This window comes from Gordonia sp. LMA167 (genome assembly GCF_058130025.1).
This window is the reverse complement of record NZ_CM176708.1, coordinates 4,464,860-4,484,770: the sequence shown is the minus strand read 5'-3', so window position 1 is coordinate 4,484,770 and position 19,911 is coordinate 4,464,860. Positions and strand designations below refer to the sequence as shown.

Sequence of the window (19,911 nt, the reverse complement as noted above, 5' to 3'; positions counted from 1 at the left end):
CCTCACTTCGGTTGGGGCTGTCGAATATCGAGCTGAAGGTGGATCGCCCCATCGGCGCCGACCGTCCCGAGTGCCTGGGTGACGAGCACGCCGATGTTCAGACCGGCCAGGCCGGTGGCCGCGTTCCTCATGACCGGCTGCAGTATCGGCGCCAGCGGTTCGAGGCTGGGGCCGAGTTCGACGAGCAGGTCATTGGTGCGGTGCAGGAACGGAATCAGTCCGTCTCCGGTGGTGTAGACGCTCGGGTCGCGCTCGTCGGTGAGTGCGCCCATCGAGGTGGCCAGGGGACTGATGACGCGGTCGCCGACCGACGCCCACGCCGGGCCGCCCTCTTCGAGTGTCGGTCCGAGCCAGGCGAGATCGTCTCCGACGGACTGCAGGCTGGTGAGCAGCTTCTCGAACTGCGGATTCTGGGCCATCAGTGTCTCGGCGAGCAGGCGGGTCGATCGTGCGAGTGTGGGGATCACCGTGTCGGTTCCGGCCAATGCCGTGTCGATGGTGTCGACGAGTCGTGAGATCACCGCGGGATCGAATTGGTCCAGCATGTCGACTGCGCGAGTGGCGGTTTCGGCGATGGTCACCGGCTTCGTGGTCTGCCGGGTGTCGACGACCTGACGATCCCCCAGGTAAGGGCCGCCCTCGGTCGTCGGAGTGAACTCCAGATAGGGCTCACCGAGGGCGGAGAGCGTCGCGACGCTCACGATGCTCGACGTCGGGATCGGATACTCGGTGCGGTAACGGATGTCGGCCTCGACCCCGGCCTGTCCGACGCGCAGATCGGTGACGCTCCCGATCTCGTAACCGGTGATCAGGACCGGCGAATTGACCTCCAGGCCGCCCGAATTGGTCATCACCAATGTGGCCGACGACGCCTGCTGCAGCGGGGCGACGCCGAGCACACCGAACGTCAAGTACGAGATGCCGGTGATGAGGACGGCGACGATCGCCACGAGCGAGAGCGTCGAACCCCTGCTCATCGGACCAGACCGATCATTCGGAGCACGCGAATCATCTGTGCGCTCTGCGTGTTCGCCGACATCGAGACATCGTGTCCGGTCGAGAGCGAGGAGATGTCCACCTTCGCTCCCGATGCGACGAAGGGGATCAGGTCGTCGCGGATCAGGTCGGTGAGCCTGCGGAGGTTGGACGGTGCGGTGGTGTCGAGTGGATTGCTGGAGAAGAGCATCGGCATCACCGCCGATACGGCCCGATCCGCTGAGCCGAGCATCGGCGCGAGCCACTGGGCCGGCGGGGCGATCTGACCGAGGTCGGTGAGGATGTACAGGATGCCGACGATCGAACTCATGGCCTCGGTGGTGTGCGTGACCCCGTGCGAGGTCAGCAGTGGTTGCAGTCGGTCCTTCTCGTCGATCACCTGACCGGTCGTGGCGGTCATCCCGTCGAGGAGCTTGGTGATCGAATCCTGATGAGCGGCCAGATCATCGAGATCCCTGCCGATGACGTCGAACATGCGGGCGGTCCGTCGGATGTCATCGGGGAACGCCTGGTTCATCTGGCGCACCGTGGCCATGAAATTGGTGAAGGTCCCGTTGCCGGTGGCGGTCGCCAACCCGGCCAGTGTGTCCTCGATCTGCGGTGCCTCGGTGGTCTGCTTCAGCCCGATCGTGTCGCCGGGCCGGAGCGTGTCGGTCGAGGCATCTGTCGGTGTGCGCAGTGCGATGTGGACGTCGGCCAGCGGCGCTGCCTGGCGCAGCATCGCGGTGGTGTTGCGGGCCAGGTCCACACCGTCGTCGACAGCGATGTCGGCGACGACGAATGCGGCATCCTCGACGTGCAGCCCGGTCAACGTGCCGACCTGAACGCCGTTGGCGACGACCGGTGCCCCTGCGGGCAGATTCAGCACATTGGAGAACTGGACGTGCAGCGGATAGGTGCCTCGGTCGGAGGAGCCGACCACCGGGATGGCCGTGCCGACGAGGTCGGTGCTGCAGCCCGTGATGCCGGTCGCGAGGGTCACGGCAACCGCACCGATGGCGACGGCTCGCCGCCGCCAATTCCGCGTCGTCATCGGTGCGCCCCCGAACCGAGCAGGTAGGGCATCAGATCGGTGATCGGCTTCGGCTCCCTGCATGCGCTCGGGTTGGTGGCGTAGGTGAGGCCACACAGCGCGGTCTGCACCGCGGCCGGGGTGACGTCCGGCGGCGGGGTGTAGGTGAGCGACAGATGTCCGGTCATCGGGTCGATCGCCTTCTCGAAGGCCCCGGTGAAGACCGGGATCATCTGCAGTGTCTGTCCCAGTGAGGTGACTCCGGCCGCGATCATCGCGGGTAGGTTCTGGATCGACTGGATCTGTCGGATGATGGTGCCGCCGAACAGGGTGGTGATGTCGTTGAACATCGGCAGCACGTCGCGAAGCCGGTCGATGATCTCCACAGAAGGACCGATGAGGTGTTCGTCGACGGAGTCCATCGTGCGTGGTAGGCGGGTCAGCATCCGCTTGATGTCGCCCCACCCGTTGGTTGCCGCCGAAGAGAGATCGGCGAGGGCATCGAGCAGCGCGCCGATGTGTCCGATGGCCGCGTCAGGGGAGTTCAAGGCCTTCCCCAGGCCCATGACGATTGCGTTGATCTGATCTCCGGTACCCGCCGTCGACCGCTCCAGCTCGGCCAAACCGCCTGCCAGAGCTCCTTTTTCGGTCGGATCGTCCGCCCCGTTGAGTTCGTCGGCCAGACTCGACATGGCGGCGAGTGTCTCCGTGATCGATTTGGGTGTCGTCGTCTTGGTGATGCAATCGTCCGGCTTCCATGCCGGCTCGTCGTGACCGGGCTCGGTCCCGATCAGTGCGAGACGTCGATCGGCGATCACGGTCTGTGACAGCGTGGTCGCGCCCACATCGGTGGGCAGCCGTCGATCGACGGTGATCTGGAAGTCGACGCGGGCCCTCGTGCCGTCGGGCTCGACCGAAGTCACGTGACCGACGGGCACACCGAGCACCGTGACCGCACTCCCGTTGTAGAGACCGATGCTGTCGGGCATCAGCGCGCAGTAGGCGGTCGTCGATTCCTTCGTGACAGTCGCGCGATACATCGAGATACCCGCGCCGGCGATGGTTGCCACGACGACGATGCCGACGAGCAGTCGCGACCGGAAGATTCGACGGATCATCAGCATGACCTTCCGGGGGCGGGAATGCAGATCCGCGCAGGCTGCGGGTCATCGGCGAATGCCCGTAGTTCTCCGCCGATCCGGCGGACGGACTCGAGGAACTCGTTGAACTTCGCCGCGAGCTCCTGCAACGGGGGTACCGATCTCGACAACGCTTCGGCCATCGGCCGGAACTTGCTGTTCCACTGTCGTGCGATCGGACTCAGACGCGCCAGCAGCCGGGCCACCGTGCTCAGTGCGGAGCCGACCGAGAGCATGGACTCCTCGGCACTGTCCTCGAGGCTGTTCCAGCTCGCGATGATCCGGCCGAACTGAGATCTGATGCCGTTGATCGCGGTCACGTACTCGTCGGCCATCGCCAATGTTCGGGATATGTCGGCGTTCTGCCGGTTGAGCAGCTGCACGATGGTGCCTGTGGCGTCGATGGCACGCCGTATCGACGACGGATTGGCCACCGTTGCGGACTGAAGTTGCGCCAGTGTCTTGCGCATCGTGGTGCCGTCTATGTCGTCGAGGGGGGTCACCGCGTCCTGAAAGAGCTCGGGAAGGTTATAGGGCAACAGGACTCGTTGTGGAGGAATCGTCTGATCACTCAGCGGCACCGTCCCGGCGGGCGTCAGGGCGAGGTAGTAGCCACCGACAACCGTGAGCATACGTACGGCGAGGGTGGACTCGGCGCCGACAAAGACCGTGTCCTTCACGATGAACCGCACGTCGACATGGTCGGAACCGAGATCGACCGCGGTGACCGAGCCGACGTTGATGCCGGCCACCCGGACGTCGTCCCCGACCTTGATGGAACCGGCGTCGGTCGTCTGCGCGCGGTATTCGTGGCTGTCGAGATCGATCGTGCTGATCAGTACGATCGTGAGCGCTGTTGCAACGAGGACTGCGAGTCCTGCGATGCCCCAGCGCAGGTCCGACCACCGGTGGTCGTTGCGCTGGTGTCCACTCCGGCTTCGCCGGTTGATCATCCTCGACATATCGTGATCCTCTGCCCGCCCAACAGGACGTCGATCGCACGTCCGTGGTCGACTGTGCCTTTGCTGCAGGCGAACCCACCTGACCCCGGTGTGAGTGCCGCCAACGACTGGAGAAGTCCGGGTAGCCGGTTGAGGGTGTCGACCGCGGCCTCCGGATCGCCGAATGCCTGGTTGATCAATCGGTCGAGTGGCTGGTTCGGGTCGCCGACCAGACCGATCTGGCCCATCAGATGGTCGAGTGGATCGAGGACGGGTGGGATCTGAGCTGCGAAGCTGACAAGTCCGGGAAGCTTCCTGTCCAGGTTGACGAACAGAGTTGTCAGTTCGTTGATCAGCGCGACGGCGTGACCCGACCTGCCGCCTATCTCATCGGAGACCGCTGCGAGATTGTGCACGAGGGTCGAGATGACTGCTTGGCGGTCGGTGGTGTACTCGCTCAGCTTCTCGATGGCATCCAGGGCAGGTCCGATGCCGGCGCCCTCGCCCTGGACGACCGCCAGGAGGCTTCCGGTGAATTTGTTGAGGTCGGCGGGAGAGAGGTCCCGTAAGACCGGCTGCAGCCCGTTGAAGAGGGTGGTGATGTCGAAAGACGGGACCGTGTGGGATGTGTCGATCGTCGCACCGGTCGTCAGCGGTACCGAACTCGGCGACGTCGAACCCGCTTGCGACGGCTGCTGGATGTCGATGTAGCGCTGCCCGGTGAGGTTCTGGTACCGAATCGCCAAGACGGTGGCGGTGGTGAGCCGATGCGACGGCTGCATGGTGAACACCACCCGGGCGTTGGTCCCGTCGAGACTGATCGTCGTGACGTTCCCGACCGCGACACCGAACTGCCGGACATCATCGCCGGGATGGAGGCCGTTGGCGTCGGTGAACTCCGCCGTGAAGGTGTCGTTTGCGTCGGCCACCGGCCGTTCGATGGTCCGAAAGATCATGAACAGCACGAGCATCATCACGGCGGCGAAGGCACCGACCCGGAGCAGGAGTGACGGAATGGATCTCACGGGCGTCCTCCGGACGCGTGGGTCGCCACACCGCTGTTGAGCTCGACCGCGAGATTCAGTATCGGACCGGCCGGTGAGTCATGGAAGGAGTGCGACAACCGGGTGAGCAACAGTCCGAGGTCTGAACCGGTTGTCGGCCCTCCGACCGTGTCGGCGACGGCATCGAGCAGGGGCACGGGGGCCTGGGCGAGGCCGGAATAGTACGGCCGGATCGACCTGAGCAGCCCGGCCACCGACGGGATGAGTTTTGTGCCCAACATGCTGATCGTCGCGTCGAAATTCGCCCGCCGGACCGGGGACTCCAGGTACGGCTCGTTGTAGACCGAGTCCAGCAGGACCAGTCCACCGTGCAGTGTCGACGGAAGGCCGAGGAAGGCTTCCCCGAGGCCGTCGACGATCTTGGCATACGGCATCTTCTGGGTGTCGGCGATCGATTCGACGGTGACGACGATCGCTTGCAGCAGGGGAGTGAATGCTCTTGTGTCCCGGGCGATCTGGTCCATGAGGCCGGCCAGTCGCGGGGTGAGCACGTCACCCGTCAACTGCCCGAGGGACAGCAGCAGGGTCGAGGTCGTCGCGTCATGGACGCGATCGGCGCCGGTGAGGCGTACCTCCGCTCCGTCGACCAGCGGGGCACCACCCGTCCCCGTGTGCACACTGATCTGCGTGATGCCGAAGAGATTTGCCGGTGCATAGTCGATGGCCATCGTGTCGGTTAGCCCGGACACCGCGGTGTCGTCCAATGACACTGTGAGGTGCTGGGTGTTTCCCGACCGATCGATGGAGTGCACCGTACCGATCCGGACGCCGTCGCGACGCACCTCGGTGCCCGGTTCCACACCTTCGCCGACCTCGTCGGTGACCAGTGTGATCGAAATCTGGCCGGGGCCGGTGGGGCTGCCGGACGGTACCGCCCGCCAGGCCACGACCGCTACGACGACTGCGATCACCACGACGAAGCCGATGATCCGTGCCCCCTGACGGGACGTCGCGACACCGGGCAGTCCATATGCGGGCACGCCCTCACCCCGTGAAGCTCAACGGGGACTGGAAGCCCCACAGGACGATCGTCATGAGCATGTCCAACGCGATGATGGCGACCAGACTGGCACGTATCGCACGTCCGGAGGCCATGCCGACACCTTCCGGGCCTCCGGTCGCGAAAAATCCTTGGTAACAATGGATCAGGATGATCGCGACAGTGAAGACGAACACCTTGATCACCGCGGCGACCATGTCCCAGCCGACCACGAACTGGGTGAAGTAGTGGTCATAGACCCCGGACGGCTCCGAATGGAAGGTGGTCACGATCAGTCGGGTGGACAGGTATCCGACAACGAGCGCGATGATGAACGTCGGGATCATCGAGACCACGCCCGCGATGACCTTGGTGGTGACGACGAATCCGACGGATCGGACTCCGAGTGCCTCGATGGCGTCGATCTCCTCGGATATCCGCATCGACCCGATCTCGGCGGTCATCCGGCAGCCGGCCTGTGCGGCGAACCCGACTCCTGCCGCGATCGGGGCGAGCTCGCGCGTGTTGGCGAAGGCGGAGATGACGCCGCTCAGCGGTCCGAGCGACACCAACTCCAATGCCGTGTAGGCCTCGATCCCGATCGAGGCGCCGACTGCCGCGCCCATCACCACCATCACCGCGACCGTCCCGCCGCCCACGATCAGTGAACCTCGGCCCCAGGTCATGTCGGTGATGGTCCGCATCGTCTGGGCGCGGTACTGCCGCAGCGTCAGCGGGATGGAGGCAAAGACCTGCCAGGTGAACGCGACTGCGAACCCGATCGTGTCGACGGCGGCACCGAGGTGCAGACGCGACGGCAGCGACGTCAAGGGCCGCAAGGGTTTGTGTGAGGACGGTGCGGTCATGGCTACCCCATCCTCATCGGGAAGAACATGTTGACGACCTGGGTGATGCCGGTGTTGACGACCATGATCGAGACGACCGACAGCACGACGGCCGCATTCACGCCGTCGGCGACACCTCGTGGTCCGCCGCGCGCCTCGAGTCCGCGCTGGCAGCCGATCACCACGACCAGCAGGCCGAAGATGATCGATTTGGCCAGTGAGACCCAGACATCGATGCCAGAAGTGAACGCGCCGAACGACATCCAGTAACTGCCCGGAGCGACATCGAGTGCGGCCACCGCTGCGATGTAGCCGGCGCCGATACCGATGGCGATGATGAGTATGTTCAGCAGGGGTGCGACGAGAACCATCGCGGCGATCCGGGGCGCGACCAACCTCTGCACCGGGTTGACCCCCATGACCCGCATCGCGTCCACCTCCTCGCGAATCGTGCGTGCCCCCAGATCGGCCGCGATGGCGGCTGCTCCGGCTCCGCCGAGCAGCAGGCCGGTTGCGACGGGCGCACCCTGTTTGATCACGCCCAGCCCGCCGGCGGCGCCGATGAGCGAGTTCGCTCCCAGCTGATAGACGAGATTGCCGACCTGCGCGGAGACGATGACACCGAACGGGATCGCCATGAGAATGCCGGGGATCGCTGTCACGGAGATGATGAACCACGCCTGAGTGAGTGTCTCGCGCCACTGGAACCGCATCGTGACCAGGTCGGTGATACCGAATCGCAACGCCTCGAACCCCATCCGTACGGCCCGGCCGAGGGTATTCAGGCTCGTGGTGACTACCCCTGTCCGTCGGTGTCCAGGTGATTGAGGTGCGGTATCTGCTCCCAGTAGGTCACCGCGTCCTCGACCCGCGGCGTTGGCAGGCGTGCCGGCCGGTGCCCCCTCGTCATGGGCCGTGTCCGTGTCGGTGGCCGAGGACGTGGCGGTCGCGGACCCGGCCGAGAAGGCGGTGACGTGTGGGTCCCCTACGACCATCTCGTCCTCCCTGCGAAGTTGCCTGCGGCGGCATCGCCGGGCACCGGTGGGGCCGACGCTGCCCGCTGAGCATGCACCGTAACAATTGGGGAAAGGGTTCCGGTAGTGCTTTCGGTAAACTTGTCCAAGTCGGTTGTCCCGATCGCGCACGCCCCGGTGAAGGTGTGCTGCTGCCCGGCGGAATCCATGTGCAGTCGAAGATACTGGAAATGCAACGGTAAGGCTAGTGACACCTGGCGGGTGGTGCTGTGTGGGTTTCAAGGTGCGCTTGTCGGCCATGGGGAGGGCGGCATCGGCGAGCGCCGGTGGTGCGAGTTGTGCCGACGCCGGGTCAACCGAAGGTCAGGGCCACATATTTCGTCACCGAACCGCCGTCGACGCCGCCTCGATACCCGAGATAGCCATCGGGGCGGACGATGAAGGCCGAGTTCCCATCCGGCCGGTACCCGGTGGCGAACAGTCCGTCGGCGTCCCGGATGAGTGGGAGAACGGTACTGCCGACCTGGGCCTCCGGTGATGCGACGAGGTAGACGCCGAGACGTCCGCGCGCGGCCGCGATCGCCTCCGCCGCGACTGCTTCGAAGGTGCCGACGTCGCCGGCTCCGGCCGAGTCGCCGGCGTAGAGGAGCAAGGTGTGATCACGTCGGTCGAGAAGTGCGTACAGACGGAGTCCGAAGTTCACCACCTCGCGGGACAACCCGGCGGCGTCGGGCGCTCGTTCTCCGGGTTGCGGACCGGCCGATCCCGACGGGGAGCCGACGATGGGACTGTCGGAGTAGCGGATGAGCAGCTGCGCCTCGCGGCGCATGATGTACCGGGGGTCGGTGGCGTCCGCGCCGATCCCCTCCCGCGCGCTACGGACGGTTCTGCCGACCACTTCCTCCCCGACGGGACGTCGTTCCGCGTCGTATGTCGCGAGCAGACCGTCCGCGGCCGCGCCCTGCACCGCCAGAGCGAGTTTCCAGGCAAGATTGTGGGCGTCCTGAATGCCGGTGTTCATCCCCTGGGCGCCGGTCGGCGGATGGATGTGCGCGGCATCGCCGGCGACGAAAACCCTTCCTCTCGAATAGGAGTCGACGATCCGGTGGCTGATCCGGAACACCGAGGACCATCGGAGGTCGGAGACGGTGGCCGGCTCCGGCGAGAGTCGATCGACCACGGCCTGGATGTGCGACAGCTCCGGTGTGCGTGCACCTTCGAAGCCGTGGGCGATTCCGTCCGGGGAGACGGTGGGCTGCGCCGCCAGGTCGTCGGGCACCAGCATGGACATGCGGTAGCGGCCATGGCCGGGCAGCGGGATGCACACCAGCAGGTCATCGGTGACCCCCTCGGTCTGGTGCATCGACCGCACCCCGTAACCACGTGGCTGCGACCAGTCCACCGCGACGTCGCCCAGCATGTACTGCTCCTCGAACGCCGCACCCTCGAAGGAGAGGCCCAGCGTCTTCCGGACAACGCTGTGGGCCCCGTCGCAGCCGACGAGGTAGCCGGCCCGGAGCGATTCCTCACCGCCCGGTCCGGACAGGGTCGCCGTGACACCGTCCGCGTCCTGCGTGAACCCGGTGAGGCCGGATCCGCGCTCGATGGTGGTGCCGAGATCGGCGAGTCGCCCTCGCAGCACCCGCTCGGTCTCGTATTGCGGTATCGAGTGGAAGCGGAACGGGACGTCGTCGGGCACCTCGAGGTCGATCCGGGAGACCTCGGTCCCGTTGACGTAGACGACCTGTCCGCGCATCTCGAGGCCGGCGTCGAGGATGTCGCGCAGTACGCCCATGCCCTCGAAGACCTCGAGAGTACGCGGCTGCACGCCTACGGCCTTCGCGTACTGCGGTGGCTCGATCAGCGGATCGACGATCCGTACGCGCACACCGCGGCGACGGAGTTCGATCGCGGCGGTGAGGCCGATCGGTCCGGCACCGGCCACCAGTACGTCGACATCGTTCATGGGTTTCACCCTTCCGCGGGCCATCGGCGCCCTCGATTATCGCCGCACACCGACGGTGACCATGGGCGTTCGGCCGTTTCGGCAGTCGGCGGTCGCCGCCGCGGCGACGCCTGCGGGCCGGTGTCACCGGACTTCGGTAGGGTCCACGAGGTGAATTCGAGCTCAGCTGTGAAGTCCGTGAACGCACGCATTGCCGAGGAACTGTCGGTCGGGGAGGGCCAGGTCGCCGCCGCGGTGCGGCTCCTCGACGACGGCTCGACGGTGCCGTTCATCGCGAGGTATCGCAAGGAGGTCACCGGCAGCCTCGATGACGCGCAACTCCGCACACTCGACGAGCGACTCCGCTATCTTCGTGAGCTCGACGAACGCAGGGACGCGGTGCTGGCCTCCATCGAGGAACAGGGCAAGCTCACCGACGAGTTGCGCACGGCCTTGCTCGCCGCCGAGACCAAGGCTCGCGTCGAGGACATCTACCTGCCCTACAAACCCAAGCGCCGCACCAAGGCGCAGATCGCCCGCGAGGCGGGTCTCGAGCCGCTGGCGGACCGGCTGCTGGCCGATCCGTCGCTGGTGCCCGATGAGGTGGCGGCGGAGTTCGTCTGCGAGGCGGTCGGCGATTCGGGCGCCGCACTCGACGGTGCTCGCCACATCCTGGTGGAACGAGCGGCCGAGGACGCGGAACTGGTGGGCGCGATACGAGAGAAGTTCTGGGCCGACGGTTCGATGCGCACCGCGGCGCGCTCGGAGGCCGCTCAGACGGCGGCTCCCGCGCAGAAGTTCCGGGACTACTTCGACTTCTCGGAGCCACTCGAGTCGATGCCGTCACACCGGGTGCTGGCTGTTCTGCGCGGTGAGAAGGAAGAGGCACTCACCCTGACCCTCGATGGCGGGGATGACGACGGCTATGAGGCCATGGTGTCGGCCACGCTGGGCATCGACGGCTCCCACCCCGGGGCTGCGACGCGATGGCTGGTGACAACCGCTCGGTGGGCCTGGCGCACCAAGTTGATGGTCTCGGCGTCGATCGAGGCGAGGGTGCGGCTGCGACAGCGCGCCGAGGCCGACGCCGTCGCCGTGTTCGCGACGAATCTCAAGGATCTGCTGTTGGCGGCGCCGGCGGGTACGCGGCCCACGCTCGGGCTTGACCCCGGGTTCCGCACCGGGGTCAAGGTTGCGGTCGTCGATGCGACCGGCAAGGTGTTGGACACCTGCGCGGTCTTCCCGCATCAGCCACAGAAGCAGTGGGACCAGGCCAAGGCGACCCTGGCCGCCCTGGTCGCTCGGCACGGTGTCGAGCTGATCGCGATCGGCAACGGTACCGCGTCCCGGGAGACAGATGCGCTGGCGGCCGAACTGATCGACGACATCCGCACGTCCGGGGCGACCGCGCCGGCAAAGGCGGTGGTCAGCGAGGCCGGCGCCTCGGTGTACTCGGCGTCGGAGTACGCGTCACAGGAGCTGCCGCAGCTCGATGTGTCCTTGCGCGGCGCGGTGTCGATCGCCCGACGGTTGCAGGACCCGCTCGCCGAACTGGTGAAGATCGACCCGAAGTCCATCGGCGTGGGCCAGTATCAGCACGACGTCACGCCCGGCACGCTGGCCCGGAGCCTCGACGCTGTGGTGGAGGACGCTGTCAATGCCGTCGGCGTCGACCTCAACACCGCGTCGGTCCCGTTGCTGTCGAGGGTGTCCGGGGTGACCCCGGGCCTCGCCGCGGCCATCGTGGACCACCGCGACAAGGTCGGCCGGTTCAGTAGCCGAAAGAGCTTGCTCGACGTTCCGCGTCTGGGGCCCAAGGCATTTGAGCAGTGTGCTGGATTCCTCCGCATCCGAGAGGGGGACGACCCGCTGGATTCGTCGGGTGTGCATCCCGAGGCCTATCCGGTGGTCCGCCGCATCCTGGACCGTTCCGGTCTGGCGATCACCGAGCTGATCGGCGATTCACGGGCCCTGCGCGCGATCCGCCCGGCAGAGTTCGCCGACGACCGTTTCGGTATCCCCACGGTGACCGACATCCTCGCGGAGTTGGAGAAGCCGGGTCGTGACCCGCGTCCGGCGTTCGCCACGGCCACCTTTGCCGCGGGAGTGGAGAAGGTCGCCGACCTGCGGGCCGGCATGGTGCTCGAAGGCGTCGTGACCAACGTTGCCGCGTTCGGCGCGTTCGTCGACGTCGGCGTGCACCAGGACGGCCTGGTCCATGTCTCGGCCATGTCGGACAAGTTCGTGTCCGATCCGCATGAGGTGGTCCGATCGGGTCAGGTGGTTCGCGTCAAGGTCGTCGACGTCGATGTGGAACGGCAGCGCATCGGTCTGAGTCTGCGGCTGGACGACGAGCCTCGTGGCGGCGCCGGCAAGGGCCCGTCGAAGGTGGCGGCAGGCGATCGCGGACAGGGCCGTGGACAACGGTCGAACCAACGGCAGGGAGGCGCCAAGGGGCGACGTGACGGTGGACGAGGTGGCAATCGCACTCAGCCGAGCGGATCGATGGCACAGGCCCTGCGCGACGCCGGTTTCGGGAAGTAGGCCGTGGCGAGTGCTGTCGCTACTTCGGTACGCGGCTGAGATCGGTGTGCATCAGCAGGACGTTGTAGTCGCTCCACCGAGATGCGTTGAAGTAGAGGTCCTTCGAACTTCCCTGGAGTGCAGGGGAATTGGGGAGCATCATCGGGCCGTACACCACGAGGGCGCCGGGCGTCACGATGTAGGTCGGCGCGCTCCACGGTCCTTCGGGGTGCTCGGCGGTGCGTAGGCGGATGCCGTTGTCGCCGTCGAGCATCACGTACTTGCCGAGGTAGGGACTGAATGCCACCGACAACTCGGTCACGGGTTGGGGCACGACGATCGCCGAACCGTCGTCGGGGATCTGCGTGATGTCGTCGACCCATCCGAGGCCCTTGCCGGCCCAGTACTGATATCGATCGAGCGACAAGATGTCCGCGGGCTTGAAGCGTGCCAGGAACGCGGCGCCGAATCGTCCGTTCGGCGTGCCGAATTGGTAGATGTAGTCCTTGTCCGCGGCAGAGTCGGCGCGCCCCTTGACGTAGGCGTTCTGCTGGTATTTTCCGTTGTTGTACTCGATCGGTGGCATCGCCGTCGGCAGGTTCAGCGCGACGGGCGCGTTGATCAGGATCGTGCTCTGGTCGGTCTGCCACGTCTGGCCGTTGTCGTCCGAATAGGCGATCGCAGAGAAGTTGGTCACCCAGTTGCCCGCGGATCCCCAGGAGCGCACGGACATGTAGTTGATGAACTGCCGGAAGCCGGATCCCCAGGGAAGCGAGATTGCGGCGGTCGGGATCGTGGTGACCTCGATGGCGGAGATTCCCAGCGCCGGGATGAGTTCCTGGGCATAGTTCGGCTCTCCGGGCGCGATGACCGACCCCGAGCGGACGTCACCGGCGATTCCGTCCGGTACCCGGATCCCGTCCGCGAGGCGGTCGTCATCGGTCCGTAGCAGGACATTGTGGCGCCATTGCTGGCCGACGGCATTGCAGTTGCCGAAGGTGTCGCCGAAGGCCATGAGGGTCTGCCCACGGCCGTTGTCCCAGCTGACGCCGAGGTCGGTGCCGCTGATGGCGAAACGGCTGAACGTCCTGTTGATGCTGAGGGGGCCCGTGACCCACGCGACCGAACGGGTGCTGAAGCCGACGTACGGCGACAACGGGCCTTGCGGACCGATGTTCGGTATGCCCGAACTACCCAGGGAACCGCTCGAACCACTCGAGCCGCTGGACCCCGATGAGCCGCTGGACCCCAGCGAACCACTGGAGCCCAACGATCCGGTGTCGGGGATGCTGGAACCGAAGCCCCCATTGCCGCACGGGGCCGCGTCGGCGTAGCCCGCCCTGTGCGTCGTCGCCAGCAGGCACGCGGATATCGCGAGGACACCCACGAGCGAGAGATGAGCGCCGTGCATGAATCGTCGCCGCACATGACCTCCGACTGTGACGGATGTTACCAATGTGACCAATGGGGTAATTGTGAATCATTGGTATCGTGTTTTGGCGCACGACGACGTCACGATCTGGTCTCACGGGCTTCGCGCCGGGGCGCGACGATCTGAGCGTCAGTGCAGGCCGGCCACCACCGCATCCCTCAGCGCTGCGAGGTCGTGCGCCACCGCAGCACAGTCGGCATCGAACTCGTCGTCGGCGAGGTCGCGTTGGCGGACGGTGAACACGACCTCGGAGCCGTCGGGATGCGCCATGACGCGGAGCGGATTGGCGACGACGGCACCGTTGGGAAGGGTCACATCGTGGTCGAGGATTCCGAACGGATTCGGCGGCGCGAATCGGACCCGTACCCGGCCCATCGGCGATTCCGTGATCAGGTCATCGCCATCGACCCGGACGCCGGAGGCCAATCCCGATGCCCACGTCGGCAGATTCTGCGGATCAGCGGCAAACGTGTAGACATCGTCCGGGGCGGCGCCGATGACGACGGAAATATGACGACTGCGCATCTCACTCATGACGGCGAGCGTAGTTGTGTCGGGCGCCGCGGCGGTTAGGGTTGCCGCATGCCCATCCTGAACAAGGACATGACCCTGTGCATCTCGCTGTCGGGACGCCCGTCGAACATCGGCACCCGGTTCCACAACTATCTCTACGACGAACTCGGGTTGAACTTCATCTACAAGGCGTTCGGCACCGACGACATCGACGGCGCCATCCGTGGGGTGCGTGCGTTGGGGATTCGGGGCTGTTCGGTGTCGATGCCGTTCAAGGAGGCGGTGATCCCGCTCGTCGACGAGATGGAGCCGTCTGCGTCGGCCATCGAATCGGTGAACACGATCGTCAATGATGCCGGACGGCTCACCGCATCGAACACCGACTACGAGGCGGTCGCACAGCTGATCGCCGAGCACGACCTCGACCTGTCGGCATCGGTGGCGATCCGCGGATCCGGCGGCATGGCCAAGGCCGTCGTCGCCGCCTTTCGCGGTGCCGGCTTCGATCAGGTGACAGTCGTCGCGCGTAATGCCGACGCGGGATCGGCGTTGGCGGCGAAGTACGGATATGTCTGGGCGTCCACGGTGCCGGAAGCGGCCATATCGATTCTGGTGAACGTCACTCCGCTGGGGATGCGCGGAGCCGATGAGGGTGCCCTGGCATTCGACCGATCGCAGATCTCGGCCGCCGACGTCGTCTTCGACGTCGTCGCCTTTCCGAGTGAGACGCCGTTGATCCGGGCCGGCCGGGACGCGGGCAAGCGCGTGATCACCGGCGCCGAGGTCATCGCGCTACAGGCGGCACGCCAGTTCGAGCGTTACACCGGGGTCGCCATCACCGCCGACCAGGTGACCCGGGCGTCGGAGTTCTCGCGCTCCGAGTGACTGCGCCCGGGCGCCGGGCGCGCCGCCAGACCCCTGGTGACGTGCGGCGACGCGGTTCACGTTGACCGCGTCCGTACTCACGATGACAATCGGTGCATCCCGTCTCATGGCGACGACGTCTCGTTCGGGGGGCAGAGCCGAGATCCGATGTTCGTGGTTTCATCGGTCCCCAGGGCGTGGCCTGACCGATCTCGACTCTGACCAAACCGCCTGGGAGTGATGTCAGTGACCTCTTACCACCACCTGGACCTGCACGGCGACCGGGTTGCATACCGCGACGCCGGCTCCGGGGACGCGATTCTCCTGATCCACGGCATGGCCGGGAGCGCGACCACCTGGGACGCGATCCTGCCTGCGTTGTCGCGCCGCTACCGGGTCATTGCTCCCGACCTCCCCGGGCACGGCGAATCGGCCAAACCTCGCGGCGATTACTCGTTGGGCGCGTTCGCCGCTTTTCTCCGTGATCTGCTCGACGAGTTGGAGGTCGAGCGGGTGACCGTGGTGGGCCAGTCGCTGGGTGGCGGAATCGCGATGCAGTTCAGCTATCAGCATCCCGATCGCTGCGAGCGTCTGGTGCTGATCAGCAGCGGTGGACTCGGGCCGGACGTCAGCTGGATGCTACGTCTGCTGGCGGCACCCGGCGCCGAGCTACTGTTGCCGATCATCGCGCCGAAACCGGTTCTGCGGGTGGGTGACAAGCTGCGCTCGTGGGCGTCGGCGGCGGGGATTCACTCGCCACGGGCCGATCAGACCTGGCGCGCCTACTCATCGCTCTCGGATGGTGCCACGCGGCAGGCGTTCCTGCGGACCCTGCGATCCGTGGTCGATCATCGCGGGCAGGCCGTCAGCGCGCTCAACCGGCTCTATCTCAACGCGTCCCTGCCCACCCAGCTGATCTGGGGTGAGCGCGACAACATCATCCCGGTCGCACACGGCGAGGCGGCACACGAGGCGATCCCCGACAGCCGCCTCGCCGTGCTGCCCGGCGTCGGTCATTATCCGCATGCCGAATCGCCGGACGAGGTCGTGCAGATACTCGAGGATTTCCTCGACACCTCCCCGGCTCGTGTCCGACGGATGGGCTGACCCGCGGCGTCGAGGGGTGCCAGGGGCCGGGGTATCTGGCACACTGGAGGGCGCCGACGCGATGCATTGCTGTCCCAAAGGTCTTGAGTCTCGTAGGGCGCCCTTCACGGATCGAGTCCGTGGCGCCAGGCCAAAGCAGAAAGCAACGAGGCTCCTCCGTGCCCGACCAGAACAGTCCCACGCTTGTCCGCGACCGATTCGTCAGTTCGTACTCCGAACTCGTCGCCGAGGTTCGCGCGTCCGGTCTCCTCGACCGCCGGCGCGGTTTCTACATCAGCCGGATCGCAGTCACGGTCGCGGCGTTCGTGGCAGTGTGGGCCGGCGTCCTGGTGGTCGGGGACTCGTGGTGGCAGGTCGGCCTCGCCGCGATCCTCGCCGTGATCAGTACCCAATTCGGGTTTCTCGGCCACGACGGAGCGCACCGACAGATGTTCGCCTCGTCGGCCGCCAACGAGTGGACCGCGCGCATCCTGGCCGGCGCTTTCGCAGGCCTGTCCCTCCATTGGTGGCGCGCCAAGCACAATCGGCATCACAAGGCGCCCAACATGATCGACGAAGATCCCGATATCGCGCCGGGGCCGCTGGCATTCGTTCCTGCCGATGCCAACGACCGCTCCGGATTCTACAAATGGTTCACCCGGCGTCAGGGATGGCTGTTCTTCCCGCTGGTGACCCTCGAAGGTGTCGCTCTGCACATCGCCAGTGTCCAAGGCCTGGTAGGGAAAGCGCCCGTGGCCCATCGCCTCCTCGAACTCGCCCTGATCGTGGCCCGGCTGTTGTTCGGGCTCATCCTGCCCCTGGTGGTCATGCCGGTGCATATCGCGGCCGTGTTCATCGTCGTGCACCTGGCGTTGTTCGGTCTGCTCCTCGGCGGTTCGTTCGCTCCGAATCACAAGGGAATGCCTCTGGTGCCCAAGGGGATGCGCGTCGACTTCCTCCGCCGCCAGGTGCTGATGTCGCGCAACATCCGGGGCGGGCGATTCACCGACTTCATGATGGGTGGACTGAACTACCAGATCGAGCACCACCTGTTCCCGAGCATGCCCCGCCCGAACCTCGTGAAGGTGCAACCGCTGGTGCGTGCGCACTGCGCCCGATACGGCGTGTCGTACACGGAGACCTCGTTGATCGGGTCGTATCGGATCGTGATCGCTTACCTGAATCAGGCCGGTCTCGGCGAGCGTGATCCGTTCACGTGCCCGCTGGTCCGGATGTACCGCTGACCTCGATCCTGCACAGCGGGATTCGCGCCGCTTCGGCGGGCCCACCTCACCGGGTAACCTGGCGTCGTCAAGGCCTCGTGTCCCGCACAGGGACGAAGGGTGGTGTGTGATGGGCAGAATCCGGGTCACCGGCAAGCTACGGGTCACCGGGAAGGTGCGGGTGACGGGACTCGATCGCCGGTTCACGTGGCGACCCGCCGACCGGGCCCCCGCACCCTCGAGTGACCCGGATCGACGAGCCCGTTAGTCCGTTTTCGGTCCCGGGTGGTTCGCTCCGTGCGTCAGTGTCGACGGACCGAGTACCTCGGCACCGAGCGCGACCACCCGCCGACGCAGTTCTCGATCGGCGGTGACGACGATCCGGCGCCGGCCGGGATGTTCGGCGACGAGTTCGACGATCCGGTCGTCACCGGACCCTGTCGCGGCGATCGTGGCGACCGACGCGGTGGACTCGACCGTTCGGGCCTGTCCTTCGACGACCATGACCACGTCGGCTGGACCGTCGATAGCGGTCAGGCCATTTTCGACGAGGCCTGCCAGACGATCACGGAGGCGTTCGGTGGCGCCTTTGCGATCGCGCCACCAGCCATCCGGTACCGAGCCCACGACATTGGCCGCGTCGACCACGACGAGTGGGTTCGCGTCGGGTGTCACGGCCGCAGACGTCGGTCGATTGACTGCATCGGAGTCCTCCTCGTGTTGTCGGGGCGAGCCTACCGGGCACCGGGTCATGCGCCGATGCAGACCTGAGCCCGAGGGTGTTCGCGGTGGACTGTGGACAGGAGACGGCCCCGGCCGCATCATGCGGTCGGGGCCGAAATCATCCGGGTCGGCTCAGCCGAAGGCGACACCGTGGCAGAAGCGGTTCTGTGGGTCGAGCGCGGCCTTGATGGCTGCCAGTCGACGGCGATTGGTGTCACTGAACGCGGTCGCCGATCGGGCCGTCTTCTCCTCTCCCTCCAGAAAGTTCAGATAGGCGGCTCCGGTCACATACGGCGCCAGCGCTTCTCGGGTCAACCGCATCGCCGACTCGATGGCGAGTCCGACGTGCGGATCGGGCACCACCGCGCCCAACTCGAGCAGGAACGTTCCGTCTCGTCCGGTGTCATTCGGCGACCCCGCAGCACCCCGGGCCACAGCGCCGCCCGCGTGGCGGATCTCCGCGAACAGGATCAGCGGCATGGCGCCTGCCGCCGGAAGAACGCGCGAGGTCAGGATGTCGATCGCCGCAGCAGGGATCTCGTTCATCCATTCGGTGGTGATCATCGCGGGCATCGGATCCGTCGGGTCCATGCTTATCGCATCGGCGGCCGCGAACGGCATCTCGACCCACATGTCGAGCTCTGGTGCCTTCCACTCCCGCCACTCGTCGATGACCGCCTTGCCGGTGGCGATGTCCCCGGACCAGCAGCCGCGCACCATGACGAAGCTCTTCCCGCGGAAGGGTTCGGGCACGAACTCCAGCGGCGGGAAGTTCATCAGTGTCACCGCCGAGGTCAGATCTTCGGACTGCTCCGGGGCCCACTGGGCGAATCGCTGCAGGATCTCCGTCGCGTACTGGGCGGGGTAGATCAGGTTCCCGGCGTAGACCGTGCTCACCGGGAAGAGGTCGATGACGACATCGGTGACGACTCCCAGACTGCCGGCGCCGCCGCCGCGCAGTGCCCAGAAGATGTCGGGATGGCTGGTCGCGCTGACCCGCAACGGGTTGCCGTCGGGAGTGACCAGGTCGAAGGAGCGGACCGCGTCCGACGAGAGGCCGTATTTGCGGCCGAGCCAGCCGAATCCGCCGCCGAGCGTGTAGCCGACGACGCCCACATCGGTGGTCGATCCGACAAGCGGTGCCAGCCCGTGTCGTTGGGCCTGCTCGAGCACCGGTGCCCACTTCGCGCCGGCGCCGACCGTGGCGGTGCGTGTGATCGGATCGACGGTGACGTCGGTCATCGCCGAGGTGTTGATCAGCAGCGCACCGGCGGTCGACGAACCGGGGCCGTGACCGGTTGCCTGGATGGCCACCCGCAGGTTCTCCTCGGCAGCGAACCGAACCGCCTCGACGACGTCAAAATGGTTGACGGGGACTGCGATCACCGCCGGGCGCTGATCGGCGAGCAGATTGAATCCGGCACGTGCCGCGTCGTATCCGGGGTCGCCCGGTCCGAAGACGTCGCCGGCGATGCGGTCGGCGAGTTCGGCCAGCACCGAGGTGCCGGGACGTACCGCCAGGTCGGGGTTCTCGGATTCGGCGGGGCGCGTGTATTGGATGGTCATCGATGGTTCCTCACTGTGGGCCGGTGTCTCCGGCGGGTCCGTTCTCTCCGGCTGTCCCGGATGTGAAGAACTCTCGTCGACCACGC

Annotated in this window: 17 protein-coding genes; 4 read left to right on the top strand and 13 right to left on the bottom strand. The window is 66.3% G+C overall.

From position 1 onward, the window contains the following. Positions 1 to 2 precede the first annotated feature (2 nt). The 9 genes from ACVT6V_RS20405 to ACVT6V_RS20365 form a co-directional block, all read right to left on the bottom strand. The gene (locus ACVT6V_RS20405) at positions 3 to 977 is read right to left on the bottom strand and encodes an MlaD family protein (protein ID WP_489895935.1); all 975 of its coding nucleotides are present in this window, start codon (positions 975 to 977) and stop codon (positions 3 to 5) included. Then, the gene (locus ACVT6V_RS20400) at positions 974 to 2,029 is read right to left on the bottom strand and encodes an MlaD family protein (protein WP_489895934.1); all 1,056 of its coding nucleotides are present in this window, start codon (positions 2,027 to 2,029) and stop codon (positions 974 to 976) included. The genes ACVT6V_RS20405 and ACVT6V_RS20400 overlap by 4 nt, the downstream gene beginning before the upstream one ends. Next, a complete protein-coding gene (locus ACVT6V_RS20395) occupies positions 2,026 to 3,126 on the bottom strand; it encodes an MlaD family protein (protein WP_489895933.1) in 1,101 nt (366 codons plus the stop codon). Before ACVT6V_RS20395 ends, ACVT6V_RS20400 begins: the two co-directional genes overlap by 4 nt. Next, positions 3,126 to 4,109, bottom strand: a complete 984-nt coding sequence (locus ACVT6V_RS20390; RefSeq protein ID WP_489895932.1) for an MlaD family protein — start codon at positions 4,107 to 4,109, stop codon at positions 3,126 to 3,128. The genes ACVT6V_RS20395 and ACVT6V_RS20390 overlap by 1 nt, the downstream gene beginning before the upstream one ends. Next, positions 4,097 to 5,113, bottom strand: a complete 1,017-nt coding sequence (locus tag ACVT6V_RS20385; protein WP_489895931.1) for an MlaD family protein — start codon at positions 5,111 to 5,113, stop codon at positions 4,097 to 4,099. The genes ACVT6V_RS20390 and ACVT6V_RS20385 overlap by 13 nt, the downstream gene beginning before the upstream one ends. Next, the gene (locus tag ACVT6V_RS20380; protein WP_489895930.1) at positions 5,110 to 6,132 is read right to left on the bottom strand and encodes an MlaD family protein; all 1,023 of its coding nucleotides are present in this window, start codon (positions 6,130 to 6,132) and stop codon (positions 5,110 to 5,112) included. The genes ACVT6V_RS20385 and ACVT6V_RS20380 overlap by 4 nt, the downstream gene beginning before the upstream one ends. Positions 6,133 to 6,136: 4 nt before the next feature. After that, positions 6,137 to 6,997 carry an ABC transporter permease gene (locus ACVT6V_RS20375; RefSeq protein ID WP_489895929.1) on the bottom strand — a complete coding sequence of 287 codons (861 nt, stop codon included), beginning with the start codon at positions 6,995 to 6,997 and terminating at the stop codon, positions 6,137 to 6,139. Between the two features lie 2 nt (positions 6,998 to 6,999). Continuing rightward, positions 7,000 to 7,971 (bottom strand): MlaE family ABC transporter permease, encoded by a 972-nt coding sequence (locus tag ACVT6V_RS20370; RefSeq protein WP_489895928.1) that lies wholly within the window; start codon positions 7,969 to 7,971, stop codon positions 7,000 to 7,002. A gap of 331 nt (positions 7,972 to 8,302) precedes the next feature. Beyond that, a complete protein-coding gene (locus ACVT6V_RS20365) occupies positions 8,303 to 9,916 on the bottom strand; it encodes an FAD-dependent monooxygenase (protein ID WP_489895927.1) in 1,614 nt (537 codons plus the stop codon). Between the two features lie 168 nt (positions 9,917 to 10,084). Between ACVT6V_RS20365 and ACVT6V_RS20360 the strand changes: the two genes are divergently transcribed. Continuing rightward, positions 10,085 to 12,439: a Tex family protein gene (locus ACVT6V_RS20360; RefSeq protein WP_489900918.1), complete on the top strand. Its 2,355-nt coding sequence runs from the start codon at positions 10,085 to 10,087 to the stop codon at positions 12,437 to 12,439. A 19-nt stretch (positions 12,440 to 12,458) separates the two neighbouring features. On the opposite strand, the gene ACVT6V_RS20355 is transcribed toward ACVT6V_RS20360, so the two are convergent. Then, complete coding sequence (locus ACVT6V_RS20355) at positions 12,459 to 13,829, bottom strand: glycoside hydrolase family 183 protein (RefSeq protein ID WP_489900916.1); 1,371 nt, start codon at positions 13,827 to 13,829, stop codon at positions 12,459 to 12,461. A gap of 150 nt (positions 13,830 to 13,979) precedes the next feature. After that, positions 13,980 to 14,375, bottom strand: a complete 396-nt coding sequence (locus tag ACVT6V_RS20350; RefSeq protein WP_489900914.1) for an SRPBCC family protein — start codon at positions 14,373 to 14,375, stop codon at positions 13,980 to 13,982. Between the two features lie 57 nt (positions 14,376 to 14,432). Between ACVT6V_RS20350 and ACVT6V_RS20345 the strand changes: the two genes are divergently transcribed. The 3 genes from ACVT6V_RS20345 (at position 14,433) to ACVT6V_RS20335 (ending at position 17,557) form a co-directional block, all read left to right on the top strand. Further along, entirely contained in the window at positions 14,433 to 15,248 is an 816-nt protein-coding gene (locus ACVT6V_RS20345) for a shikimate 5-dehydrogenase (RefSeq protein WP_489895926.1), read from the top strand. Positions 15,249 to 15,467: 219 nt separating this feature from the next. Continuing rightward, entirely contained in the window at positions 15,468 to 16,334 is an 867-nt protein-coding gene (locus ACVT6V_RS20340; RefSeq protein ID WP_489895925.1) for an alpha/beta fold hydrolase, read from the top strand. Positions 16,335 to 16,492: 158 nt separating this feature from the next. After that, positions 16,493 to 17,557, top strand: a complete 1,065-nt coding sequence (locus ACVT6V_RS20335; RefSeq protein WP_489895924.1) for a fatty acid desaturase family protein — start codon at positions 16,493 to 16,495, stop codon at positions 17,555 to 17,557. Between the two features lie 243 nt (positions 17,558 to 17,800). Here the strand turns inward: ACVT6V_RS20335 and ACVT6V_RS20330 are convergent, their stop codons facing one another. Both ACVT6V_RS20330 and ACVT6V_RS20325 read right to left on the bottom strand, forming a co-directional pair. Further along, positions 17,801 to 18,211, bottom strand: coding sequence for a PIN domain-containing protein (locus ACVT6V_RS20330; RefSeq protein ID WP_489895923.1), 411 nt, complete (start codon positions 18,209 to 18,211; stop codon positions 17,801 to 17,803). A 180-nt stretch (positions 18,212 to 18,391) separates the two neighbouring features. After that, complete coding sequence (locus ACVT6V_RS20325; protein WP_489895922.1) at positions 18,392 to 19,825, bottom strand: FAD-binding oxidoreductase; 1,434 nt, start codon at positions 19,823 to 19,825, stop codon at positions 18,392 to 18,394. Between the last annotated feature and the right edge of the window lie 86 nt (positions 19,826 to 19,911).

What these genes read in the sequence shown, in the direction of transcription:
- ACVT6V_RS20405 (WP_489895935.1), bottom strand. Translation starts at nt 977, where the DNA reads ATGAGCAGGGGTTCGACGCTCTCGCTCGTGGCGATCGTCGCCGTCCTC.
- ACVT6V_RS20400 (WP_489895934.1), bottom strand. Translation starts at nt 2,029, where the DNA reads ATGACGACGCGGAATTGGCGGCGGCGAGCCGTCGCCATCGGTGCGGTT.
- ACVT6V_RS20395 (WP_489895933.1), bottom strand. Translation starts at nt 3,126, where the DNA reads ATGATCCGTCGAATCTTCCGGTCGCGACTGCTCGTCGGCATCGTCGTC.
- ACVT6V_RS20390 (WP_489895932.1), bottom strand. Translation starts at nt 4,109, where the DNA reads ATGTCGAGGATGATCAACCGGCGAAGCCGGAGTGGACACCAGCGCAAC.
- ACVT6V_RS20375 (WP_489895929.1), bottom strand. Translation starts at nt 6,997, where the DNA reads ATGACCGCACCGTCCTCACACAAACCCTTGCGGCCCTTGACGTCGCTG.
- ACVT6V_RS20370 (WP_489895928.1), bottom strand. Translation starts at nt 7,971, where the DNA reads ATGGTCGTAGGGGACCCACACGTCACCGCCTTCTCGGCCGGGTCCGCG.
- ACVT6V_RS20365 (WP_489895927.1), bottom strand. Translation starts at nt 9,916, where the DNA reads ATGAACGATGTCGACGTACTGGTGGCCGGTGCCGGACCGATCGGCCTC.
- ACVT6V_RS20355 (WP_489900916.1), bottom strand. Translation starts at nt 13,829, where the DNA reads ATGCACGGCGCTCATCTCTCGCTCGTGGGTGTCCTCGCGATATCCGCG.
- ACVT6V_RS20350 (WP_489900914.1), bottom strand. Translation starts at nt 14,375, where the DNA reads ATGCGCAGTCGTCATATTTCCGTCGTCATCGGCGCCGCCCCGGACGAT.
- ACVT6V_RS20345 (WP_489895926.1), top strand. Translation starts at nt 14,433, where the DNA reads ATGCCCATCCTGAACAAGGACATGACCCTGTGCATCTCGCTGTCGGGA.
- ACVT6V_RS20340 (WP_489895925.1), top strand. Translation starts at nt 15,468, where the DNA reads ATGTCAGTGACCTCTTACCACCACCTGGACCTGCACGGCGACCGGGTT.
- ACVT6V_RS20325 (WP_489895922.1), bottom strand. Translation starts at nt 19,825, where the DNA reads ATGACCATCCAATACACGCGCCCCGCCGAATCCGAGAACCCCGACCTG.